Source organism: Bradyrhizobium semiaridum, from assembly GCF_020329505.1.
Classification (GTDB): Bacteria; Pseudomonadota; Alphaproteobacteria; order Rhizobiales; family Xanthobacteraceae; genus Bradyrhizobium; species Bradyrhizobium semiaridum.
In genome coordinates this window covers 92,166-110,167 of sequence record NZ_JAGKJJ010000014.1, presented here as the reverse complement: position 1 = coordinate 110,167, position 18,002 = coordinate 92,166, and the positions used below count along the sequence as shown (strand labels likewise).

At 65.4% G+C, this 18,002-nt stretch carries 16 protein-coding genes and 2 pseudogenes; 15 read left to right on the top strand and 3 right to left on the bottom strand.

All coding sequences use genetic code 11. The features are described 5' to 3' along the window. Positions 1–16 precede the first annotated feature (16 nt). Complete coding sequence (rplI, locus tag J6500_RS17940) at positions 17–622, top strand: 50S ribosomal protein L9 (RefSeq protein ID WP_225714015.1); 606 nt, start codon at positions 17–19, stop codon at positions 620–622. Between the two features lie 38 nt (positions 623–660). Here rplI and J6500_RS17935 read toward each other — a convergent pair. Both J6500_RS17935 and J6500_RS17930 read right to left on the bottom strand, forming a co-directional pair. Next, positions 661–867, bottom strand: a pseudogene (locus tag J6500_RS17935) (hotdog family protein); the annotation flags it as partial. Between the two features lie 15 nt (positions 868–882). Continuing rightward, on the bottom strand, positions 883–1,695 hold the full coding sequence (locus tag J6500_RS17930) for a hypothetical protein (RefSeq protein WP_312018223.1): 813 nt from the start codon (positions 1,693–1,695) through the stop codon (positions 883–885). Positions 1,696–2,116: 421 nt separating this feature from the next. On the opposite strand from J6500_RS17930, the pseudogene J6500_RS17925 reads away from it, so the two are divergent. After that, a pseudogene (locus tag J6500_RS17925) lies at positions 2,117–3,213 on the top strand (class I SAM-dependent methyltransferase). A 38-nt stretch (positions 3,214–3,251) separates the two neighbouring features. On the opposite strand, the gene J6500_RS17920 reads toward J6500_RS17925, so the two are convergent. After that, entirely contained in the window at positions 3,252–3,572 is a 321-nt protein-coding gene (locus tag J6500_RS17920) for a hypothetical protein (RefSeq protein ID WP_225714013.1), read from the bottom strand. A 34-nt stretch (positions 3,573–3,606) separates the two neighbouring features. Here J6500_RS17920 and J6500_RS31995 point away from each other — a divergent pair, with 34 nt between their 5' ends. The 13 genes from J6500_RS31995 (at position 3,607) to J6500_RS17860 (ending at position 17,820) form a co-directional block, all read left to right on the top strand. Next, the gene (locus tag J6500_RS31995; RefSeq protein WP_283812771.1) at positions 3,607–3,729 is read left to right on the top strand and encodes a hypothetical protein; all 123 of its coding nucleotides are present in this window, start codon (positions 3,607–3,609) and stop codon (positions 3,727–3,729) included. A gap of 352 nt (positions 3,730–4,081) precedes the next feature. Then, positions 4,082–5,584: a replicative DNA helicase gene (locus J6500_RS17915; RefSeq protein ID WP_225714012.1), complete on the top strand. Its 1,503-nt coding sequence runs from the start codon at positions 4,082–4,084 to the stop codon at positions 5,582–5,584. A gap of 75 nt (positions 5,585–5,659) precedes the next feature. Then, positions 5,660–6,952, top strand: coding sequence for an alanine racemase (gene alr, locus J6500_RS17910; protein ID WP_225714011.1), 1,293 nt, complete (start codon positions 5,660–5,662; stop codon positions 6,950–6,952). A 24-nt stretch (positions 6,953–6,976) separates the two neighbouring features. Then, positions 6,977–7,747 carry an exodeoxyribonuclease III gene (gene xth, locus J6500_RS17905; protein WP_225714010.1) on the top strand — a complete coding sequence of 257 codons (771 nt, stop codon included), beginning with the start codon at positions 6,977–6,979 and terminating at the stop codon, positions 7,745–7,747. A gap of 154 nt (positions 7,748–7,901) precedes the next feature. After that, entirely contained in the window at positions 7,902–8,627 is a 726-nt protein-coding gene (locus J6500_RS17900; protein WP_225714009.1) for a sulfite exporter TauE/SafE family protein, read from the top strand. 300 nt (positions 8,628–8,927) lie between these two features. Next, positions 8,928–9,194 carry a hypothetical protein gene (locus J6500_RS17895; RefSeq protein WP_225714008.1) on the top strand — a complete coding sequence of 89 codons (267 nt, stop codon included), beginning with the start codon at positions 8,928–8,930 and terminating at the stop codon, positions 9,192–9,194. Between the two features lie 327 nt (positions 9,195–9,521). After that, positions 9,522–10,136, top strand: a complete 615-nt coding sequence (locus J6500_RS17890) for a hypothetical protein (protein ID WP_225714007.1) — start codon at positions 9,522–9,524, stop codon at positions 10,134–10,136. Between the two features lie 148 nt (positions 10,137–10,284). Then, positions 10,285–11,784: a DNA repair protein RadA gene (gene radA / locus J6500_RS17885; RefSeq protein WP_225714006.1), complete on the top strand. Its 1,500-nt coding sequence runs from the start codon at positions 10,285–10,287 to the stop codon at positions 11,782–11,784. A 171-nt stretch (positions 11,785–11,955) separates the two neighbouring features. Further along, the gene (locus J6500_RS17880; RefSeq protein WP_225714005.1) at positions 11,956–12,591 is read left to right on the top strand and encodes a CvpA family protein; all 636 of its coding nucleotides are present in this window, start codon (positions 11,956–11,958) and stop codon (positions 12,589–12,591) included. A 25-nt stretch (positions 12,592–12,616) separates the two neighbouring features. Further along, positions 12,617–14,185, top strand: coding sequence for an amidophosphoribosyltransferase (gene purF, locus J6500_RS17875; RefSeq protein ID WP_225714004.1), 1,569 nt, complete (start codon positions 12,617–12,619; stop codon positions 14,183–14,185). A 157-nt stretch (positions 14,186–14,342) separates the two neighbouring features. Further along, positions 14,343–15,083 (top strand): SDR family NAD(P)-dependent oxidoreductase, encoded by a 741-nt coding sequence (locus J6500_RS17870; RefSeq protein ID WP_225714003.1) that lies wholly within the window; start codon positions 14,343–14,345, stop codon positions 15,081–15,083. Between the two features lie 238 nt (positions 15,084–15,321). Next, a complete protein-coding gene (locus J6500_RS17865) occupies positions 15,322–16,443 on the top strand; it encodes an NHL repeat-containing protein (protein ID WP_225714002.1) in 1,122 nt (373 codons plus the stop codon). 150 nt (positions 16,444–16,593) lie between these two features. After that, positions 16,594–17,820 carry an ABC transporter substrate-binding protein gene (locus J6500_RS17860; protein ID WP_225714001.1) on the top strand — a complete coding sequence of 409 codons (1,227 nt, stop codon included), beginning with the start codon at positions 16,594–16,596 and terminating at the stop codon, positions 17,818–17,820. The last annotated feature ends 182 nt before the right edge of the window (positions 17,821–18,002 follow it).

Here is an 18,002-nt window from a genome sequence, read left to right as displayed (position 1 = left end):
CTAAAGGAGAACCAAAATGGAAGTCATTCTGCTGGAGCGCGTGGCCAAGCTTGGCCAGATGGGCGAAGTCGTGCGCGTGCGTGACGGGTTTGCTCGCAACTTCTTGCTGAAGCGCGGCAAGGCGCTGCGCGCCACGGAGGCGAACCGCGCCAAGTATGACGGCATGAGGGCCGAGCTCGAGGCCAACAACATCAAGGCCAAGGGCGAAGCCGCCAAGGTCGCCGAGAAGATCGACGGCCGCGACATCGTCATCATCCGCCAGGCTTCCGAGTCCGGCCAGCTGTTCGGCTCAGTCTCGGTGCGCGACATCGTCCTGGCGCTCGCCGCCGACGGCATCACCGTCTCGCGTCCGCAGGTCTGGCTGGATTCGCCGATCAAGACGATCGGTCAGCAGAAGGTCACGATTGCCGTGCACCCCGAGGTCGAGACCAGCGTCACCGTGACGGTCGCCCGTTCCGCCGACGAGGCCGAGCGCATCAAGCGCGGCGAGGACATCTCGACCCGCCAGGAAGACCAGGACGCGGCCGCCGAGGCGCTCGCCGCCGCCGGCGAATTCTTCGATCCGGAAGCCCAGCACGACGAGACCGAGCCGGCGCCGGCCGCTGCCGAAGAAGAGAAGTAAGCTCTCTCAACGACCAATGCGACTGAAGCCCGGCCTCGTCAGGCCGGGCTTTGGATTCGTGCCGCCTTGGCTTCGTCGAGCATCGCGATCGAGGCGGCCGCGACCACCGCGACCTGGCGTCCCGGCTTGATCACCCGCGCACGCCAGATCAAGCGATCGCCCGATGCCGGCGACAGCAGCTTCAACTTGTACTCCGCCGTCAGCACCGGCTGACCGCGCGAGGCCGCGGCCGCAATGGTCGTGGCGGCGCGGTGGGCGAATTACCTTGAAACGGGAGCCGCGGGCGGACCTGCCGGCGGCCCGGACGGCGCAGGTGGAAGCGGTGCGGTGGCAGTCACCGGAGGCGCCGGCGTCGGCGAAGCGGCGGAGCCCGGGCTCGCCGCCGGCTCAGGCGCGGTGGCCGCAGGGGCCGGCGATGCAGCGGGCGCCGCTGACGGTGCTGCCGCAGCGGCCGGAGGTGCCGGCGTCACCGGAGGAACCGGGTCGGGCCGCTCGCCCTTTGGTGCCTCGACCTTGGCGCTGTCGGACTGGTCGGCCGGCTTCGCCGATTTGTCGGCGTCGCCCTTGTCATCACTCTTGGTCGAGGAATCGGTCCTGGCCGATTGGCCCTTGGACTCGTCCTTCGGCGTCTCGCTCCGCGCGCCCTCATCGGGCTTCAGCTCCTCGGCGGGCTTGCCGCGCCGGCCGAGCTTCTTGCGCGAGGGCCTCCCCTCGCCAGCGCCCTGCGGCTGGCCATCGGCCGGGTTGGCGGCTTCAGGCGCTTCGCTCGGGCGGGCCGCACGCTTGGCCCGGTGGCCGGGACGCCCCTCCGGCGTCAGGCCGTCGGCGTCCGGCTTCGCCGCCTCCTGCGGCGCCGCGCCCTGACGCTGCCGGTGCGCCGGACGTTCCGTCTGCTGCTCCGGCGACTGGGTCGCCTCCTGGCGGCCGCCCTTGGCGCCCCTGGGATGATCCTTACCCTGGTAGCGCGGGTCGTTGGCGCCATTCGAAATCAGATAGCCCGCGAGCACCCCGGCCATGTCGCTCGAGGTGGTGTAATGCTGGCGCAGGAAGCCCGGCAGTGAGCCGGCCGGCACGGACTTCAACAGTCCGCGGGGGCTCTTGTGGCAGGCCGTGCAGGCCCCTGCGAAGATTTGGGAAGGGCTTTTGCCGGCTTCGAGATTTTGCGCATGTCCTGATCCCGCCGACAGGCCAATCAGAAGCGTTACCGTCGCCAGACTGAGGGCTCGGCTCAACATTCCCCAGGTCTCCAAGTCTTGGAAAGCGCCGCCAGCGCCGGGTGGACCGGCCGGGGCGGACACCTTTTATCCGATTACCGAACGAATGGAAGCGCATCTATGACGCATGCACGGAATTGTCACATTTCGGAATATCGGCTTTGACCATAACGCAGTAGCGCATTCTAATTTCATGCTTATCTTGACTAGTGGGGAGACGCCGGAGCGCCCAGCTCGGGTGTTTCGGGCGTCTGCAGCTTGCCGTTCCGTTGGTGTTTCGATGGACCGATTGTTGCGATTCTTTCTGGGGCGCTTCATCCGTCGCGGCGCGATTACGTTCACGACCGCGAGCGGAGCGACATTCACGTGCGGCGACGGCACCGGCATACCGGTTGCCGTCCGATTCACGACCAGAGCAGCCGAAGCACGGATCCTCATCGATCCCGAGCTCTATCTCGGCGAAGCCTACATGGACGGCACCTTCGTGGTGGAGCAAGGCACGATCGCCGATGTGCTCGCCATCCTGATGAGTCAGGCAGCGATGCTGCCGAACTTTGCCAGGATGCAGGCGTGGCTGCGCTTCCTCGGCCGCCGTGCCCAGCAGCTCAACGTCCGAGGCCGGTCCAGGAGCAACGTCGCCCGCCACTACGACCTCGATGGTCGGCTGTATTCGCTCTTCCTCGACGCCGACAAGCAATACAGTTGCGCCTATTTCGAGACGCCCGACGTCTCGCTGGATGATGCCCAGCTCGCCAAGAAGCGCCATGCGCCGCCGAGCGGAACCTGTCAGCGCGCTTCCTGCTGCAGGACTACCGTGACGTCCCCGGCCCGTTCGACCGCATCGTCTCGGTCGGGATGTTCGAACATGTCGGGGTCGCCTTCTACGAGACCTTCTTCAAGCGCTGCGCCGAGCTTCTCAGCCAGGACGGCGTCATGGTGCTGCATTCGATCGGCCGCTCGACCGGTCCCGACGTCACCAGCCCCTGGATCCGAAAGTACATCTTCCCCGGCGGCTATATTCCGGCGCTCTCCGAAGTCATGCCGGCAATCGAAAAGGCAGGCCTACTGGTCTGCGACATGGAAATCCTGCGGCTGCATTATGCCGAGACGCTGAAGGCGTGGCGCGACCGCTTCATGGCACGGCGCGAGGAAGCGGTCCGGCTCTATGACGAGACCTTTGCCCGGATGTGGGAATTCTATCTGGCGGCCTCGGAGATGTCGTTCCGGATGCAGAACATGATGAACTTCCAGCTGCAGCTGACCAAGCGGCAGGGCATCGTGCCGATGACCCGCGACTATATCGGCAATGAGGAAGCCCGCCTGCGCCTCAAGGAGGCGGGCGCTGCCAAGCCGCGGCTGCAGCTCGCCGGCGAATAAATCCGACTGGAATCAATCCAACTGAAAGAGTGAAGCCGCTAGTTCCGCAGCCTGTACGCCGACCCGTAGTGCGCGAAGCTGGCCGCCGGGCGGGCAAGATGGGCCGATACGGCTGAGATCAGCCGGGCATCACAGGGAACCTGCCGAACCTCCGAGAGGGCCGCCTGCTCCATGGCGCCGATCAGCCGCTTCAGCCAACGCGGGTCGAGGGCAGCTGCCTGCCCCACCGGAAATCGCGTTGCCTGAAGCTCCTGAGCCATCGTCGCCGTGTCTTCCATGAGGGGAGACAACCCGGAAACCATCCGGTCGTTCCCGCGACCATGCCGCAAAGAAATTGCGGCCCGTGTGATCTGCTTCACAGAGGTCCGTTCCGGTCTGCAGTAGTGGTCCGGAATGACCCGAGAAACGCACCAGTCGATGTTGGACCCGCAGCGCGATATCGCGACCGACTACGCCCTGATTGCAACCGGTGTGGTGGCCGCCCTGGTCGCACTGGCTTTCCTCATTCTGCTCTGAGGACCGGGCGCCAACAGCCGCCGCACCATTGAATGGGTCTTGCTGCCCGCAAAAAAGTTCAGGCCGCAGCGGATTTCTGCCAGCGACATCGCGAGAATTGTTTTCCGTTCCGATGGAATCGGAATGCTCTAGAGTCTTGTTCTGACGCGCGTTTTCTTGCGTGAACCGGCCCCGCCTCGCGCCAGAACCACGTCAAGCGGAATGCGTCTGGCCGTCCGGGATTCACACACCCCGTTGTGTGAATCGTGCATAAGGCACATCCCATCTTTCGCTTCGTGCCGCGCTGGCGCTTGATCGCCGCCCCGCATCCGAAAATCGCAGCAACGCCAAGATCAGAAGAATAAGCTTGTCCATGGCCCTGATTGATTCGAACGTCCACAAGCTCGCGACCGATGCCGCATCGCCGGCCTATCGGAGCGCACCGCACAACATTGAAGCGGAACAGGGCCTGCTGGGCGCGATCCTGGTCAACAATGACGCCTTCTACCGGGTCTCCGACTTCCTGGAGCCGAAGCACTTCTATGAGCCGCTGCACCAGACGATCTACGAGACCGCAGGCTCTCTGATCCGGATGGGCAAGGTCGCCACCCCGGTGACGCTGAAGACCTTCCTGCCTGGTGACACCGACATCGGCGGCATGACGGTCAGCCAATACCTCGCGCGCCTCGCCGCCGAGGCGACCACCATCATCAACGCCCAGGACTACGGCCGTACCGTCTACGACCTCAGCCTGCGCCGCAACCTGATCCAGATTGGCGAGGACATCGTCAACGTCGCCTATGACGCGCCCGTGGACTTTGCTCCTCGCGCGCAGATCGAGGATGCCGAGCGGCAGCTCTATGCGCTGGCCGAAACTGGCCGTTACGACGGCGGCTTCCAGCGCTTCGCACAGGCGCTGACCACCGCCGTCGACATGGCGGCCAAGGCGTTCCAGCGCGACGGCAAATTGTCCGGCATCTCGACCGGCCTGCGCGATCTCGACGCCAAGATGGGCGGCCTGCAACCGTCGGACCTCATCATCCTCGCCGGCCGTCCCGGCATGGGCAAGACCTCGCTCGCCACTAACATCGCCTACAATATTGCCAAGGCCTATGTGCCCGAGGTGCAGGCGGACGGCACCACCAAGGCGATCAATGGCGGCTCGGTCGGCTTCTTCTCGTGCGAAATGAGCGGCGAGCAGCTCGCCACCCGTATTCTCGCCGAGCGCACCGGCATCCCCTCGAGCTCGATCCGCCGCGGCGGCATCACCGAGCTCGATTTCGAGAAGATCCGCGACTGCTCGATCGAATTGCAGTCGCTGCCGTTCTATGTCGACGAAACCGGCGGCCTCTCGATCTCGCAGCTCACCGCCCGCGCCCGCCGCCTGAAGCGGCAGAAGGGCCTCGACCTGATCGTGATCGACTACATCCAGCTGTTGCAGGGCTCGGGCAAGAAGGGTACCGACAACCGCGTCCAGGAGATCACCGAGATCACCACCAGCCTGAAGGCGCTGGCGAAGGAATTGAACGTCCCGATCATCGCCCTGTCGCAGCTCTCGCGTCAGGTCGAGAACCGCGACGACAAGCGGCCGCAGCTCTCGGACCTGCGTGAATCCGGCTCGATCGAGCAGGACGCCGACGTCGTGATCTTCGTCTATCGCGAGGAATACTATCTCGCCAACAAGGAGCCGCGGCCCGGCACGCCCGAGCACGAGAAGTGGCAGATGGAGATGAACCTCGCCCACGGCAAGGCCGAAGTCATCATCGGCAAACAGCGTCACGGTCCGACCGGCACCGTCGACCTGCACTTCGAAGCCAGCGTCACCCGGTTCGGCGATCTCGCGCCGGATGGCCAGGTTCCCGATCGCGGTTACTAAGCTTTTCGAACGACCGAGACTGACTCGCGACGTGACGCGGTTGAACGGCGGAGGGCCCGCGCGTACAACTGACGCATGAGCATCAACACCGACGCGAAATCGCAGCTGACGCCCGAAGCCAACCTGCTGGCGGCCTATCCGGCCGCCACCGGCATCCTGACGATCGACCTCGACGCCATCATCGCCAACTGGCGCAAGCTGGAGAAGACCGCGGTGCCGGCCGAATGCGCCGCCGTGGTCAAAGCCAACGCCTATGGCTGCGGCGCCGAGCAGGTGTCGCGCGCGCTGGCCAATGCCGGCTGCAAGACCTTCTTCGTCGCCAATGTCGAGGAGGCCGCAGCGGTGCGCGCGGCCGCGCCCCAGGCGACGGTGTATTCGCTCGGCGGCTTCTTCCAGCAGACCGGCGATGCCTACGCCAGGATCGACTGCAAGCCTGTGATCGGCGATCTCAACGAGCTGGCCGAATGGGACGTGTTCTGCCGCCGCTCCGGCTGGTCCGGCGGCGCCGCCATCCATATCGACACCGGGATGAACCGGCTCGGGCTGACGGTCAGCGAGGCGCAGGGCATCATCCCGCGCATCAATGCCGGCGACCACGGCATCACGCTGGTGATGAGCCACCTCGCCTCCGCCGAGCTGCCCAACAATCCTGCCAACGCAAAACAGCTCTCGGCCTTCCGCGAGATCGCCAGCCTGTTCACCGGCGTGCCGGCGTCGCTGGCGAATTCGTCCGGCTGCTTCCTCGGTGCCCAGTTCCAGTTCGACATGGTGCGGCCGGGCGCGGCGCTCTACGGCGTCAACCCGACGCCGGAGGCCGACAATCCGATGCAGCAGGTGGTCGATCTCAAGGCGCGCATCGTGCAGATCCGCAACATCGACCGCGGCGAGACCGTCGGCTATGGCGGCACCTGGACCGCGCGGCGCTCGACCCGCCTTGCGATCGTCGCGGCGGGTTATGCCGACGGCTATTTCCGCGCCGCCAGCGCCAATGACGGCACCCGCGGCGCCGAGGTCATGGTCGCCGGCAAGCGCTGCCCGATCGCCGGCCGCGTCTCGATGGATCTGATCGCGGTCGACGTCACCGATCTCGACAAGAGCGCGGTGCGCCGCGGCCACATGGTGACACTGATCGGTGAAGGCATCACGGTCGACGAGGTCGCGCATCACTTCGGCACCATCGGCTATGAGGTGCTGACCAGCCTGGGCCGCCGCTTCGTGCGCATCTACAAGGGCGGCGAGGCCCTCGCCGCCCAGGAGGAGCCGGCGAAGCCCGAGCCGGTCGCTGCGCCTGCGGCCTCTCCGGCCCTGCCCGAAGCTCCAGCCATACCGGCCGCACCGCGGCCGCTGCCGTCCAGCGCAGCCAGCTGAGCCTGTTCGCGATCGTCTGTGGGCATGAAGATCGCGACCTTCAACATCAACAACGTCAACCGCCGGCTGCCCAACCTGCTGCGCTGGCTGAAGGCGGCGAAGCCCGACGTCGTCAGCCTGCAAGAATTGAAGGCGAGCGACGCCGAGTTCCCGGCTGCCGCCATCGAGAAGGCCGGCTACGGCGCGGTGTGGCAGGGACAGAAGACCTGGAACGGCGTTGCGATCCTCGCGCGCAGGTCCGAGCCGGTCCTGATCCGCACTGCCCTGCCCGGCGACCGCGACGACCATGAGGCGCGCTACATCGAGGCCGCCGTGCGCGGCATCGTCGTCACCAGTCTCTATCTGCCGAACGGCAATCCGCAGCCGGGGCCGAAATTCGACTACAAGCTCGCCTGGTTCAAGCGGCTGCGCACGCACGCCGGAAAGCTGCTCAAGCAGGATATTCCGGTGGTGCTCGCCGGCGACTACAATGTCGCGCCGACGCCGTTCGACATCTATCCGACGCGCTCCTGGGACAAGGATGCGCTGATCCAGCCGAAGAGCCGCGCCGCGTTCAAGGCGCTGGTCGAGCAGGGCTGGTGCGATGCGATCCGCACGCTGCATCCGGACGATCCGATGTTCACCTTCTGGGACTACAAGCGCAACCGCTGGCCGCGCGATGCCGGCTTGCGGCTCGATCATCTCCTGCTCAGCCCCGCCGTAGCGGCCCGGCTCGCGAAGGCCGGCGTCGACCGCGCCGTGCGCGGCGAGGAAGGTGCCAGCGACCACGCGCCGGCGTGGGTGGTGTTGCGGTGATTGCCCAGCCACTCGTTGTCCCGGTCTGCGACACTGGATTTGCTGCATTGCTGGTGAGTCACGCCGCAGCGGAACATGCTGCGGCCGGTTGACGCGCCCGCCACGAGGACCAAACTCCGCGCCCCCAAGGGAATCAGGCCGGGAGCAGATCGCTGTGGGCTACGTCTTCGTCCTCATGGTCGGCCTGGTCGCAGGCACCATTTCCGGCATCGTCGGCACCGGCTCGTCGATCATGCTGATGCCGGTGCTGGTCTATCAGTTCGGACCGAAGCAGGCGGTGCCGATCATGGCGGTCGCCGCGGTGATGGCCAATCTGTCGCGCATCATGGCCTGGTGGCGCGATGTCGACTGGCGTGCCTGCGCCGCCTATTCCATCACCGGCATTCCGGCAGCCGCGCTCGGCGCGCGCACGCTGCTGGCCCTGCCCTCGCATGCGGTCGACATCGCAATCGGCATCTTCCTGATCGCGATGGTGCCGGTGCGGCACTGGCTCGCGCACCACAGGCTGAAAGCCAATCTCTGGCACCTGATGATCGGCGGCGCCCTGATCGGCTACCTCACCGGCATCGTGGCCTCGACCGGCCCGCTCAGCGTGCCGCTGTTCCTGTTCTATGGCCTTTCCAAAGGCGCATTCCTCGCCACCGAAGCGGCGAGCTCGCTCGGGCTCTATGTCAGCAAGTCGGTGACGTTCGAACGCTTCGGCGCGCTGACGTCAGACGTCGCGCTCAAGGGCCTGATCGCCGGCTCGTCGCTGATGGCAGGAGCTTTCGTCGCAAAGCGCTTCGTGCTGCAGCTCAGGCCCGAATCCTTTCGCCTGATCATGGACGGCATCATGCTTGCCGCCGGCACGGCGCTGCTGTGGTCGGCCGCCGTGCATTGAAGGCCGCACAATCCACGACGTAGTTCTACGGGCTTGGCTTTCTGCGCCCTGGAAAAAGCGCGAAAGAGTCTTGCAGCACGTTGTTTGCCGGATTGCCTGCACCGCGCGTTGCGATTATGACGGCCATATTACTTGCGTTCGATCGTTGCGGAAGAAGGACATTTGTTCGGGCCGGTGCCTTACGTCACGGCAATATTGTCGTGCCCCCAAGCTGCGTCATTCGAGCACCGCGAGAAGCATTGGACGTCGCGGGCGATCAGCCCGTCGAACGGCAGGAAAGGCAGGCGCGTGATGCGCAAAATGATTGTCACAGTTGCGATAACCTTGACGGTCGCGCTCGCCGGCTCGGCATTGTGGCCGACCGCGGAGCCCGACGTCGAACACCTCGGCGACAGCGTCTACGAGACCATCTGGGTTTGGCGGGTTCCGGCCTACGCGCACAACCCGTCCTGGCGCGTGCGCTGGAACTGGAGCGATCCGCTGCGCGCGCAAGCGCGATGCTGCCGGGCGCTGCCGGCAAGCGATACGCCGCGCGAGACATCGCCGCTGTTGATCTCGCGCATCTAAAGCATGATCCGGAAAAGTGCGAAAGCATGATCCGGAAAAGTGCGAAGCGCTTTCCGAAAAGATCATGCTCAAACAAAGAGCTCAAGCGCGATGATGATTCAACCAAATCTCATCGCGCTTTAGCGCCGCGCAGCTTGCTCACCGCAACACACAGCACGCGACGAGAGCGGAAGGCGACGAGATTTATTCCATCGCAATTGATTCAAATCTGCATCGCAGTTGATCTTACTTTTTATCCTTAACCAGAAACCGGTTCTTTGATTTACATCTGCACGATGCGGTTTACCTTGTCTCCGCTGACAACGCGGATTCAAGGACAACAACAAGATGGCCAGGCCAAGACTCAACCTGTCGTTGGTACTCCTGATAGCCACAACGAGCCTCGGATCTGCTGCTGAAAGCACGACAGCGGGCACACCGGATTCGGTCGTTTCCGCTGAACGCATCGGATGTTCGCTGCGCCCGACGGCTGAGGAACCGTCCGATCCGTCTTCGACGTCGGCGATCTCGCGATCTGAAAAGTTCACCGCGCGCGACCATTTCAAGGAAGACATCTCGTCGAGTGCGACGGTGAGGATTTCCTGGCTCGGCGCGACGTTCGCACGCCGGTTCGTGGGCAAGATCGAGGACGATGTCGGCGACGTTTCGTTGCAATCCTATGTGCTGGACACCGCCGCAAGCGACCGCGACATTCTCGCGAAACTCGGCCAAAGCCACGAGACCCGGCTGGCCGATGTCTGGTGCCTGCTGCAGCGGCAGCCCAGCGGGAGCAGCGGCGCGCTGCGGACCGGCGCCACGCCGAATATCTTCTATGTCCGCGATGCCGCAGGAGAGCTCGGCGTCGTCGACGCCATTTGGGGCGGCGTCGGATGGGAGATCGGCGCAAGCCCGGTGGGCGACAAGCCGCGATGGCCGGCGGGCACGCGGGCATTTTCGCGCTGACGGTCCGGGCACGGTCCATTTTGCTGCACGCGCGATCTCGGCGGGTGGCGATTTCGACGCCATCAGACGTGACATGCAGCGGGTCGCCGCGGAAATGTCCTGACAAGCCGGTGCGCAGGCGTTAAGCACGGGCGAGGCAGGATTCTCCATGGCCAAGTCGACCCTTTCCTTCGTCTGTCAGAATTGCGGCGCGGCGTATAATCGCTGGCAGGGCAAATGCGAGTCCTGCGGCGAGTGGAACACGCTGGCCGAGGAAGACACCTCGGGCTCGGTGCCGGTCTCGATCCGCAGCAAGCGCAAGGGGCGGACGTTCGCGCTGGAGTCGCTGTCGGGCAAGACCCAGGGCGCGCCGCGGCTGTCGTCCGGGATGGCCGAGTTCGACCGCGTCACCGGCGGCGGCTTCGTGCGCGGCTCGGTCCTCCTGGTCGGCGGCGATCCCGGCATCGGCAAGTCGACGCTGCTGACCCAGGCCACCAGCATGATGGCGCGGGCCGGCCACCGCGCGGTCTATATCTCCGGCGAAGAGGCGGTGGCGCAGGTGCGGTTGCGGGCCGAGCGGCTCGGCCTTGCCGACGCGCCGGTGCAACTGGCGTCCGAAACGTCGGTCGAGGACATCGTCTCGACGCTGTCGGAAGGCGCGGTGCCGCGACTGATCGTGATCGATTCGATCCAGACCATGTGGACCGACACCGTCGAGTCCGCGCCCGGCACCGTTACCCAGGTCCGCGCCTCGGCGCAGGCGCTGATTCGCTTTGCCAAGAAGACCGGGGCAACCATCATCCTGGTCGGGCATGTGACCAAGGACGGCCAGATCGCCGGCCCCCGCGTCGTCGAGCACATGGTCGACGCGGTGCTGTCGTTCGAGGGCGAAGGCTCGCAGCAGTTCCGCATCCTGCGCTCGGCCAAGAACCGCTTCGGCGCGACCGACGAGATCGGCGTGTTCGAGATGACCGGGCTCGGCCTGCGCGAGGTCACCAACCCCTCGGAACTGTTCCTGTCCGAGCGCGACCTCGGCAGCCCAGGCACGGCCGTGTTCGCCGGCATCGAGGGCACCCGCCCGGTGCTGGTCGAGCTGCAGGCGCTGGTGGCGCCGACCTCGCTCGGCACCCCGCGCCGCGCCGTGGTCGGCTGGGACCCGAGCCGGCTGTCGATGGTGCTGGCGGTGCTCGAGGCGCATTGCGGGGTCAAGCTGTCCGGGCACGACGTCTATCTGAACGTCGCCGGTGGCCTGCGTATCCAGGAGCCGGCCGCGGACATGGCGGCGGCCGCCGCGCTGGTGTCCTCGCTGGTCAATGCACCGCTGCCGACGGATGCGGTCTATTTCGGCGAGATCTCGCTGTCCGGCGCGATCCGGCCGGTGGCGCAGACCCCGGCGCGGCTCAAGGAGGCCACCAAGCTTGGTTTCGGCCGCGCCATCCTGCCCGAATCGGCGCGCGGCGAGCCCGGCGGCGATGCCGGCCTTGCCCTCAACAGTATCGGCAACCTGGCCACGCTGGTCGCCGAAATCGCCGCACGCGGCACACCGCGCGGCAACCGGGGTACGGCTAGGGCCGACCCGGGTACACCACGAGGCGACCCAGGCGCCGGGAGTGCTGATCCGGCTGAGAAAAATGCCACACCGGCCCGATTCCGTCGCGATATCGGCTAAAGCGGGCGTGACGCGCCCTGCCCCCACAGCTATACATCCGCCGCGCGGGACAGGCGGCGCTCCGGCCTTGCCGGATGCCCCCGATGCGCCTCAGTTTGGACGGCACCGACACGCCGATTCGCGAGAGTTCAAAACAGCGTACCGAAACGTACCAGCGGACCTGACCAGCCGATGCCGATAACGATACTCGATCTCGTCCTGCTCGGGGTCATGCTGATCTCGGGACTGCTCGCCATGGTGCGCGGCTTCATGCGCGAGATCCTGTCGATCGCGGCCTGGGGTGCCGCGGCGCTGGTCACGCTGTACGCGTTCTCGAAGCTGCTGCCGACCGCCAAGACCTATTTCAACAACGACACGGTCGCGGCCGTGGTCGTGGTGGCCGGCGTGTTCATCGGCACGCTGATCGTGGTCTCCATCATTACGGTGCGGATCTCGGACATGATCCTGGATTCGCGGATCGGCGCGCTCGACCGCACGCTGGGCTTCCTGTTCGGCCTCGCCCGAGGCCTCCTGATCGTGGTCGTGGCGTTCATGTTCTTCACCTGGCTGGTTCCGGACAAGCAGCGGCCTGATTGGGTCACCGGGGCGAAGTCCCGCGTGGTGCTGCAGGGAACCGGGGATTGGCTGATGTCGCTCTTGCCTGACGACCCCGAGAACACCATCTTAAAGAAGTTCAAGAAGAATAAGCCGGACGACGATTCCGCCGCCGATACCAGCGATCAGGCGACGCCGGCGTCCGGCGATGGCTATAGCAAACCTGCGCGTGACGGCTTGAAAAAGCTGATCGAGAAACCCGCGGGCCGATGACGTATTTGGCCCCTCACGAGAGGCGATGAACGAGATGCAGACCCCTTCCGATCACGCCGACCAGATGGACCTCGACCTCGGCCCGATCGAACTGCAGGACCATCTGCGACAAGAGCATCATCTCCGCGACGACGATTTCAGATACCACCCCGATCTCGACGGCGACACGCTTCGCGAGGAATGCGGCGTGTTCGGCATCTTCGGCCATTCCGAGGCCGCAGCGATCACCGCGCTCGGCCTCCACGCCCTGCAGCATCGCGGCCAGGAAGCCGCCGGCATCGTCTCCTTCGACGGCAGCCGCTTCCACAGTGAGCGCCGCCTCGGCCTGGTCGGCGACGCCTTCTCCCGCCGCGAGGTGATCGACCGCCTGCCCGGCACCGCCGCGGTCGGCCATGTCCGCTACTCCACCACCGGCGGCACCATCCTGCGCAACGTGCAGCCGCTGTTCGCCGAGCTCAGCGCCGGCGGCTTTGCGGTCGGTCACAACGGCAACCTCACCAACGGCCTCACCCTTCGCCGCGAGCTGGTCAAGGGCGGCGCGCTGATGCAGTCGACCAGCGACACGGAGGTGATCCTGCACCTGGTCGCGCAGTCCAAGCGCACCCGCTTCATCGACCGCTTCATCGAGGCGCTGCGCACCATCGAGGGCGCCTATGCGCTGGTCGCGCTGACCAACAAGAAGCTGGTCGGCGCGCGCGATCCGCTCGGCATCCGCCCGCTGGTGCTCGGCGATCTCGACGGCCGTCCGATCCTGACCTCCGAGACCTGCGCGCTCGACATGATCGGCGCCAAGTATGTCCGCGACATCGAGCCCGGCGAGATCATCGTGTTCGACGAGCAAGGCGCGCACACCCACAAGCCGTTCCCGCCGAAAGCGCCGCGGCCCTGCATCTTCGAATACATCTATTTCGCCCGGCCCGACTCCATCGTCGGCGGCCGCTCGGTCTACGACGTACGCAAGGCGTTCGGCGCACAGCTCGCCCGCGAGAGTCATCCCGAGGTCGACGTCGTGGTGCCGGTGCCGGACTCCGGCGTGCCCGCCGCGGTCGGCTACAGCCAGTATTCCGGCGTGCCGTTCGAGCTCGGCATTATCAGAAACCACTATGTCGGCCGCACCTTCATCCAGCCGACCCAGAGCGTGCGCGAACTCGGCGTGCGCATGAAGCATTCGGCCAACCGCGCCGCGATCGAGGGCAAGCGCATCATCCTGATCGACGACTCGCTCGTGCGCGGCACCACCTCCAAGAAGATCGTGCGCATGATGCGCGACGCCGGCGCCCGCGAGGTGCACTTCCGCCTCGCCTCGCCGCCGATCCTCTATCCGGACTATTACGGCATCGACCTGCCCGATCGCGGCGGCCTGCTCGCCGCGACGCATTCGCTCGAGGAGATGCGCGACATCATCGGCGCCGACTCGCTCGCCTTCCTGTCGATCGACGGCATGTACCGCGCGATGGGCTATGAGGGCCGCGACCCCGCCAACCCGAAATTCGCCGACCACTGCTTCACTGGTGCCTACCCGACCCACCTCACCGACCAAAGCGACGTCGAGCCCGCACCGCGCCAACTCTCGCTGCTGGCCGAGGCGAGCTGAGGTCTTCACCGCTGTCGTCCCTGCGAAAGCAGGGACCCATAGCCACCGACCCTCGTTTTTTTCGGGCGGTATCGGTTACGAACAGCTCTGCACATCACGGCCGCCGCGGCGTATGGGTCCCTGCTTTCGCAGGGACGACGATTGCTAGGGTCCCGCTATGACAAAACTCCTTGCCTCCCGTATCGCCCTCGTGACCGGCGCCTCGCGCGGCATCGGCTATGCGACCGCGGTCGCACTGGCCAAGGCCGGCGCGCATGTCGTCGCGGTGGCGCGCACGCAAGGGGGGCTGGAGGAGCTCGACGACGAGATCCGCAAGGACGGCGGCAGCGCAACACTGGTGCCGCTCACCCTGACCGACTACGAGGGCATCGCTCGGCTCGGCGCGGCGCTGCATGAGCGCCACGGCAAGCTCGACATCCTCGTCGGCAATGCTGGCACCGCCGGCCCCTCTTCGCCACTCGGCCATATCGAGCTGAAGCCGTGGAACGACGTGATGGCGATCAACGTCACCGCCAACTTCCAGCTGATCCGCTGCATGGACCCGCTGCTGCGGCAGTCCGATGCCGGCCGCGCGGTGTTCGTGACCTCGGGCGTCGCGCACAAGGCCAACGCCTATCTCGGCCCCTACGCCACCTCGAAGGCCGCGCTGGAGGCGCTGGTGCGCTCCTGGGCCAACGAGACCGCCAACACGGCGCTGCGCGTCAACCTGTTCAGCCCCGGCCCGATCCGCACAAGGATGCGCGCGCAGGTGTTTCCCGGCGAAGACCCGATGACGCTGGATACGCCGAACATGGCCGCCGAGTACATCGTGCCGATGTGCAAACCGGACTGGACCGAGACCGGCAAACTCTACGACTACAAAGCGCGCCTGCTGCGGAATTTCCAGCCGCCCGTGTGATCGTCGGGCGCACCACGCCCTCGGTCGTCGTCGCCGCGAAAGCGGGGATCCGGTACGCCGCGGCGCCCGCGATTGAATCGATAGACCGCGGCTACTGGATCGCCCGGTCAAGCCGGGCGATAACGACTTCATTTGACGCGTCAGCTTTGGCTCTCTCACGCAATTGACTTCGCCCACTTTGCACGATTGACTGCGCTTCCAAGCGGGACAACCGCCAAGAAAAATCACGGGAGGCACCATGACGCCGAATTTCAATCGCGCGCGCTCCACTCTGTCCGGGTTGATTTTCTCCGCGTTGGCGCTCTTCGCTCCACCCGCTGCCGCCGCCGAAATCCCGACCTTCGCCGTCGATGCGTCGTGGCCAAAACCGCTGCCGAACAACTGGATCCTCGGCCAGGTCGGCGGCATCACGATGGACTGGCAAGGCCATGTCTGGATCATCCATCGGCCGCGTTCGCTGACCGATGATGAGAAAGGCGCAGCGCTCAATCCGCCGCGCTCCAAATGCTGCGTCTCCGCGCCGCCGGTGCTCGAATTCGACGCCGACGGCAATCTGCTGCGCGCCTGGGGCGGCCCCGGCGACGGCTATCAATGGGTCGGCCGCGAGCATGGCATCGAGGTCGACGAACGCGGCTTCGTCTGGATCGGCGGCAATGCCGACAATGACAATGCGATCCTGAAGTTCACGCTCGACGGCAAGTTCGTGTCGCAGATCGGCACGATCGCGCCGAGCAAGGGCTCGAACGACACGACGCAGCTCGGCAAGCCTGCGGAGACCGCGATCGACAAGGCGGCCAACGAAATCTACGTCGCCGACGGCTACGGCAACCGCCGTGTCATCGTGTTCGACGCCACGACGGGCGTCTACAAGCGGCACTGGGGCGCCTATGGCAACAAGCCGGACGACGACAAGCAGCCGCCCTATGACCCCAAGGCGCCAGTGTCGCAGCAGTTCGCCAATCCCGTGCATTGCGTGAAGATCGCCCATGACGGGCTGGTCTATGTCTGCGACCGCATCAACAACCGTATCCAGGTGTTCAAGAAGGACGGCAGCTTTGTGAAAGAGTTCTTCTTCGAGAAAAACACGCTCGGCAACGGCGCGGTCTGGGACATCGCGCTGTGGCCAGATCCGCAGCAGACCTATCTGCTCAGCGCCGATGGCGAGAACAACGAGATCCGCATCATCAGACGCGACGACGGCACCGTGGTCGGCAGCTTTGGCCGCAACGGCCGCAATGCCGGGCAATTCCACTGGGTGCATGCGCTGGCAGTCGATGCCAAGGGCAACGTCTATACCGCCGAGGTCGATACCGGAAAGCGTATCCAGAAGTTCAGGCTGACCTCGGATGCGCTCAAATAATCGGCACCCGGATGACGCTTCGACGCAGGTCATCCGGCTTTAGACGGATTGCCGCTGGCCGAAGGAAAGGCTAAGCGGGAACTCGAGCGTCCGGCAAAAAAGGCTCCGCAAGAGGGCTGTCCGGGTTTTTTGACAGTGGAGGGAATTTTCATGACAACGACGTTCGCGCGGCGCTGCGCCGCTTTGCTCGCTTGCGCTGCATTTGGCTTCTCGACGTCCGCATTCGCGCAGGACAAGACGGTCAAGATCGGCGTGCTCAACGACATGTCGAGCCTTTATGCCGACATCGGCGGCCCGAATTCGGTGGTCGCGATCAAGATGGCGGTCGAGGATTCCGGCCTGCTCAAGAAGGGCTGGAAGATCGACGTCCTCAGCGGCGATCACCAGAACAAGCCCGACGTCGGCGTCAACATCGCCCGGCAATGGATCGACAACGAGAAGGTCGACGCGATCGCCGATACGCCGAACTCCGGCGTCGCGCTCGCAGTCAACAACCTCGTCAAGGAAAAGAACATCGTCCTCTTGAATTCGGGCGCCGCCACCGCCGACCTCACCGGCAAGGCCTGCACGCCGAATACGGTGTCCTATACCTACGACACCTACATGCTGGCCAACGGCACCGGCAAGGCGCTGACGAAAGCCGGCGGCGATACCTGGTTCTTCCTCACCGCGGATTATGCCTTCGGCCACGCGCTGGAGCGCGACACCTCGGCGGTCGTTACCGCCAATGGCGGCAAGGTGCTCGGCGGCGTCAAGCATCCGATCAACACCGCGGACTTCTCCTCGTTCCTGCTGCAGGCGCAATCATCCAAGGCCAAGGTGGTCGGCCTCGCCAATGCCGGCGGCGACACCACCAACTCGATCAAACAGGCGGCCGAGTTCGGCATCGTCTCCGGCGGCCAGAAGCTGGCGGCACTGCTGCTGTTCATCAACGACGTGCATTCGCTCGGGCTGAAGACCGCGCACGGCCTGACCTTCACGGAATCCTTCTACTGGGACATGAACGACCAGACCCGCGCCTGGTCGAAGCGCTTCTCGGCACTGGCCAGCAAGAACCCGATGCCGTCGATGACCCAGGCCGGCAATTACGCGATGGTGCTGCACTATCTCAAGGCGATGGAAGCGCTCGGCGGCAATCCGCATGACGGCGCCAAGGTCGTCGCCAAGATGAAGGAACTGCCGACCGACGATCCCTTGTTCGGCAAGGGCCCGCTGCGCGCCGACGGCCGCCGCCTGATCCCGGCCTATCTGTTCGAGGTGAAGAAGCCGGAAGAGTCCAAGTATCCCTGGGACTATTACAAGCTGATCGCCACCATCGCGCCGGAAGACGCAGCCAAGCCGCTCGAGGCCAGCGACTGCCCGTTGCTGAAGAAGTGACTGTGGAGCAGTCGCCGTAGGGTGGGCAAAGGAGCGTTAGCGACCTGCCCACCATTCTCGAAGTGCTCGGGATGGCGGGCACGCTTGCGCTTTGTCCACCTGCACTTCTCCATCCGCGTCATTGCGAGCCAACGGGTCGCGCGAACGCGCGCCCGATAACAGGCTCCGCGAAACAATCCATC

Bases quoted from the DNA above. Each gene is read 5' to 3' on its own strand.
- J6500_RS17870 (WP_225714003.1), top strand. From the start codon at position 14,343: ATGACAAAACTCCTTGCCTCCCGTATCGCCCTCGTGACCGGCGCCTCG.
- alr (WP_225714011.1), top strand. From the start codon at position 5,660: ATGAGCATCAACACCGACGCGAAATCGCAGCTGACGCCCGAAGCCAAC.
- xth (WP_225714010.1), top strand. From the start codon at position 6,977: ATGAAGATCGCGACCTTCAACATCAACAACGTCAACCGCCGGCTGCCC.
- J6500_RS17895 (WP_225714008.1), top strand. From the start codon at position 8,928: ATGATTGTCACAGTTGCGATAACCTTGACGGTCGCGCTCGCCGGCTCG.
- rplI (WP_225714015.1), top strand. From the start codon at position 17: ATGGAAGTCATTCTGCTGGAGCGCGTGGCCAAGCTTGGCCAGATGGGC.
- J6500_RS17915 (WP_225714012.1), top strand. From the start codon at position 4,082: ATGGCCCTGATTGATTCGAACGTCCACAAGCTCGCGACCGATGCCGCA.
- J6500_RS17880 (WP_225714005.1), top strand. From the start codon at position 11,956: ATGCCGATAACGATACTCGATCTCGTCCTGCTCGGGGTCATGCTGATC.
- J6500_RS31995 (WP_283812771.1), top strand. From the start codon at position 3,607: ATGACCCGAGAAACGCACCAGTCGATGTTGGACCCGCAGCGCGATATC.
- J6500_RS17865 (WP_225714002.1), top strand. From the start codon at position 15,322: ATGACGCCGAATTTCAATCGCGCGCGCTCCACTCTGTCCGGGTTGATT.
- J6500_RS17860 (WP_225714001.1), top strand. From the start codon at position 16,594: ATGACAACGACGTTCGCGCGGCGCTGCGCCGCTTTGCTCGCTTGCGCT.
- J6500_RS17890 (WP_225714007.1), top strand. From the start codon at position 9,522: ATGGCCAGGCCAAGACTCAACCTGTCGTTGGTACTCCTGATAGCCACA.
- purF (WP_225714004.1), top strand. From the start codon at position 12,617: ATGAACGAGATGCAGACCCCTTCCGATCACGCCGACCAGATGGACCTC.
- radA (WP_225714006.1), top strand. From the start codon at position 10,285: ATGGCCAAGTCGACCCTTTCCTTCGTCTGTCAGAATTGCGGCGCGGCG.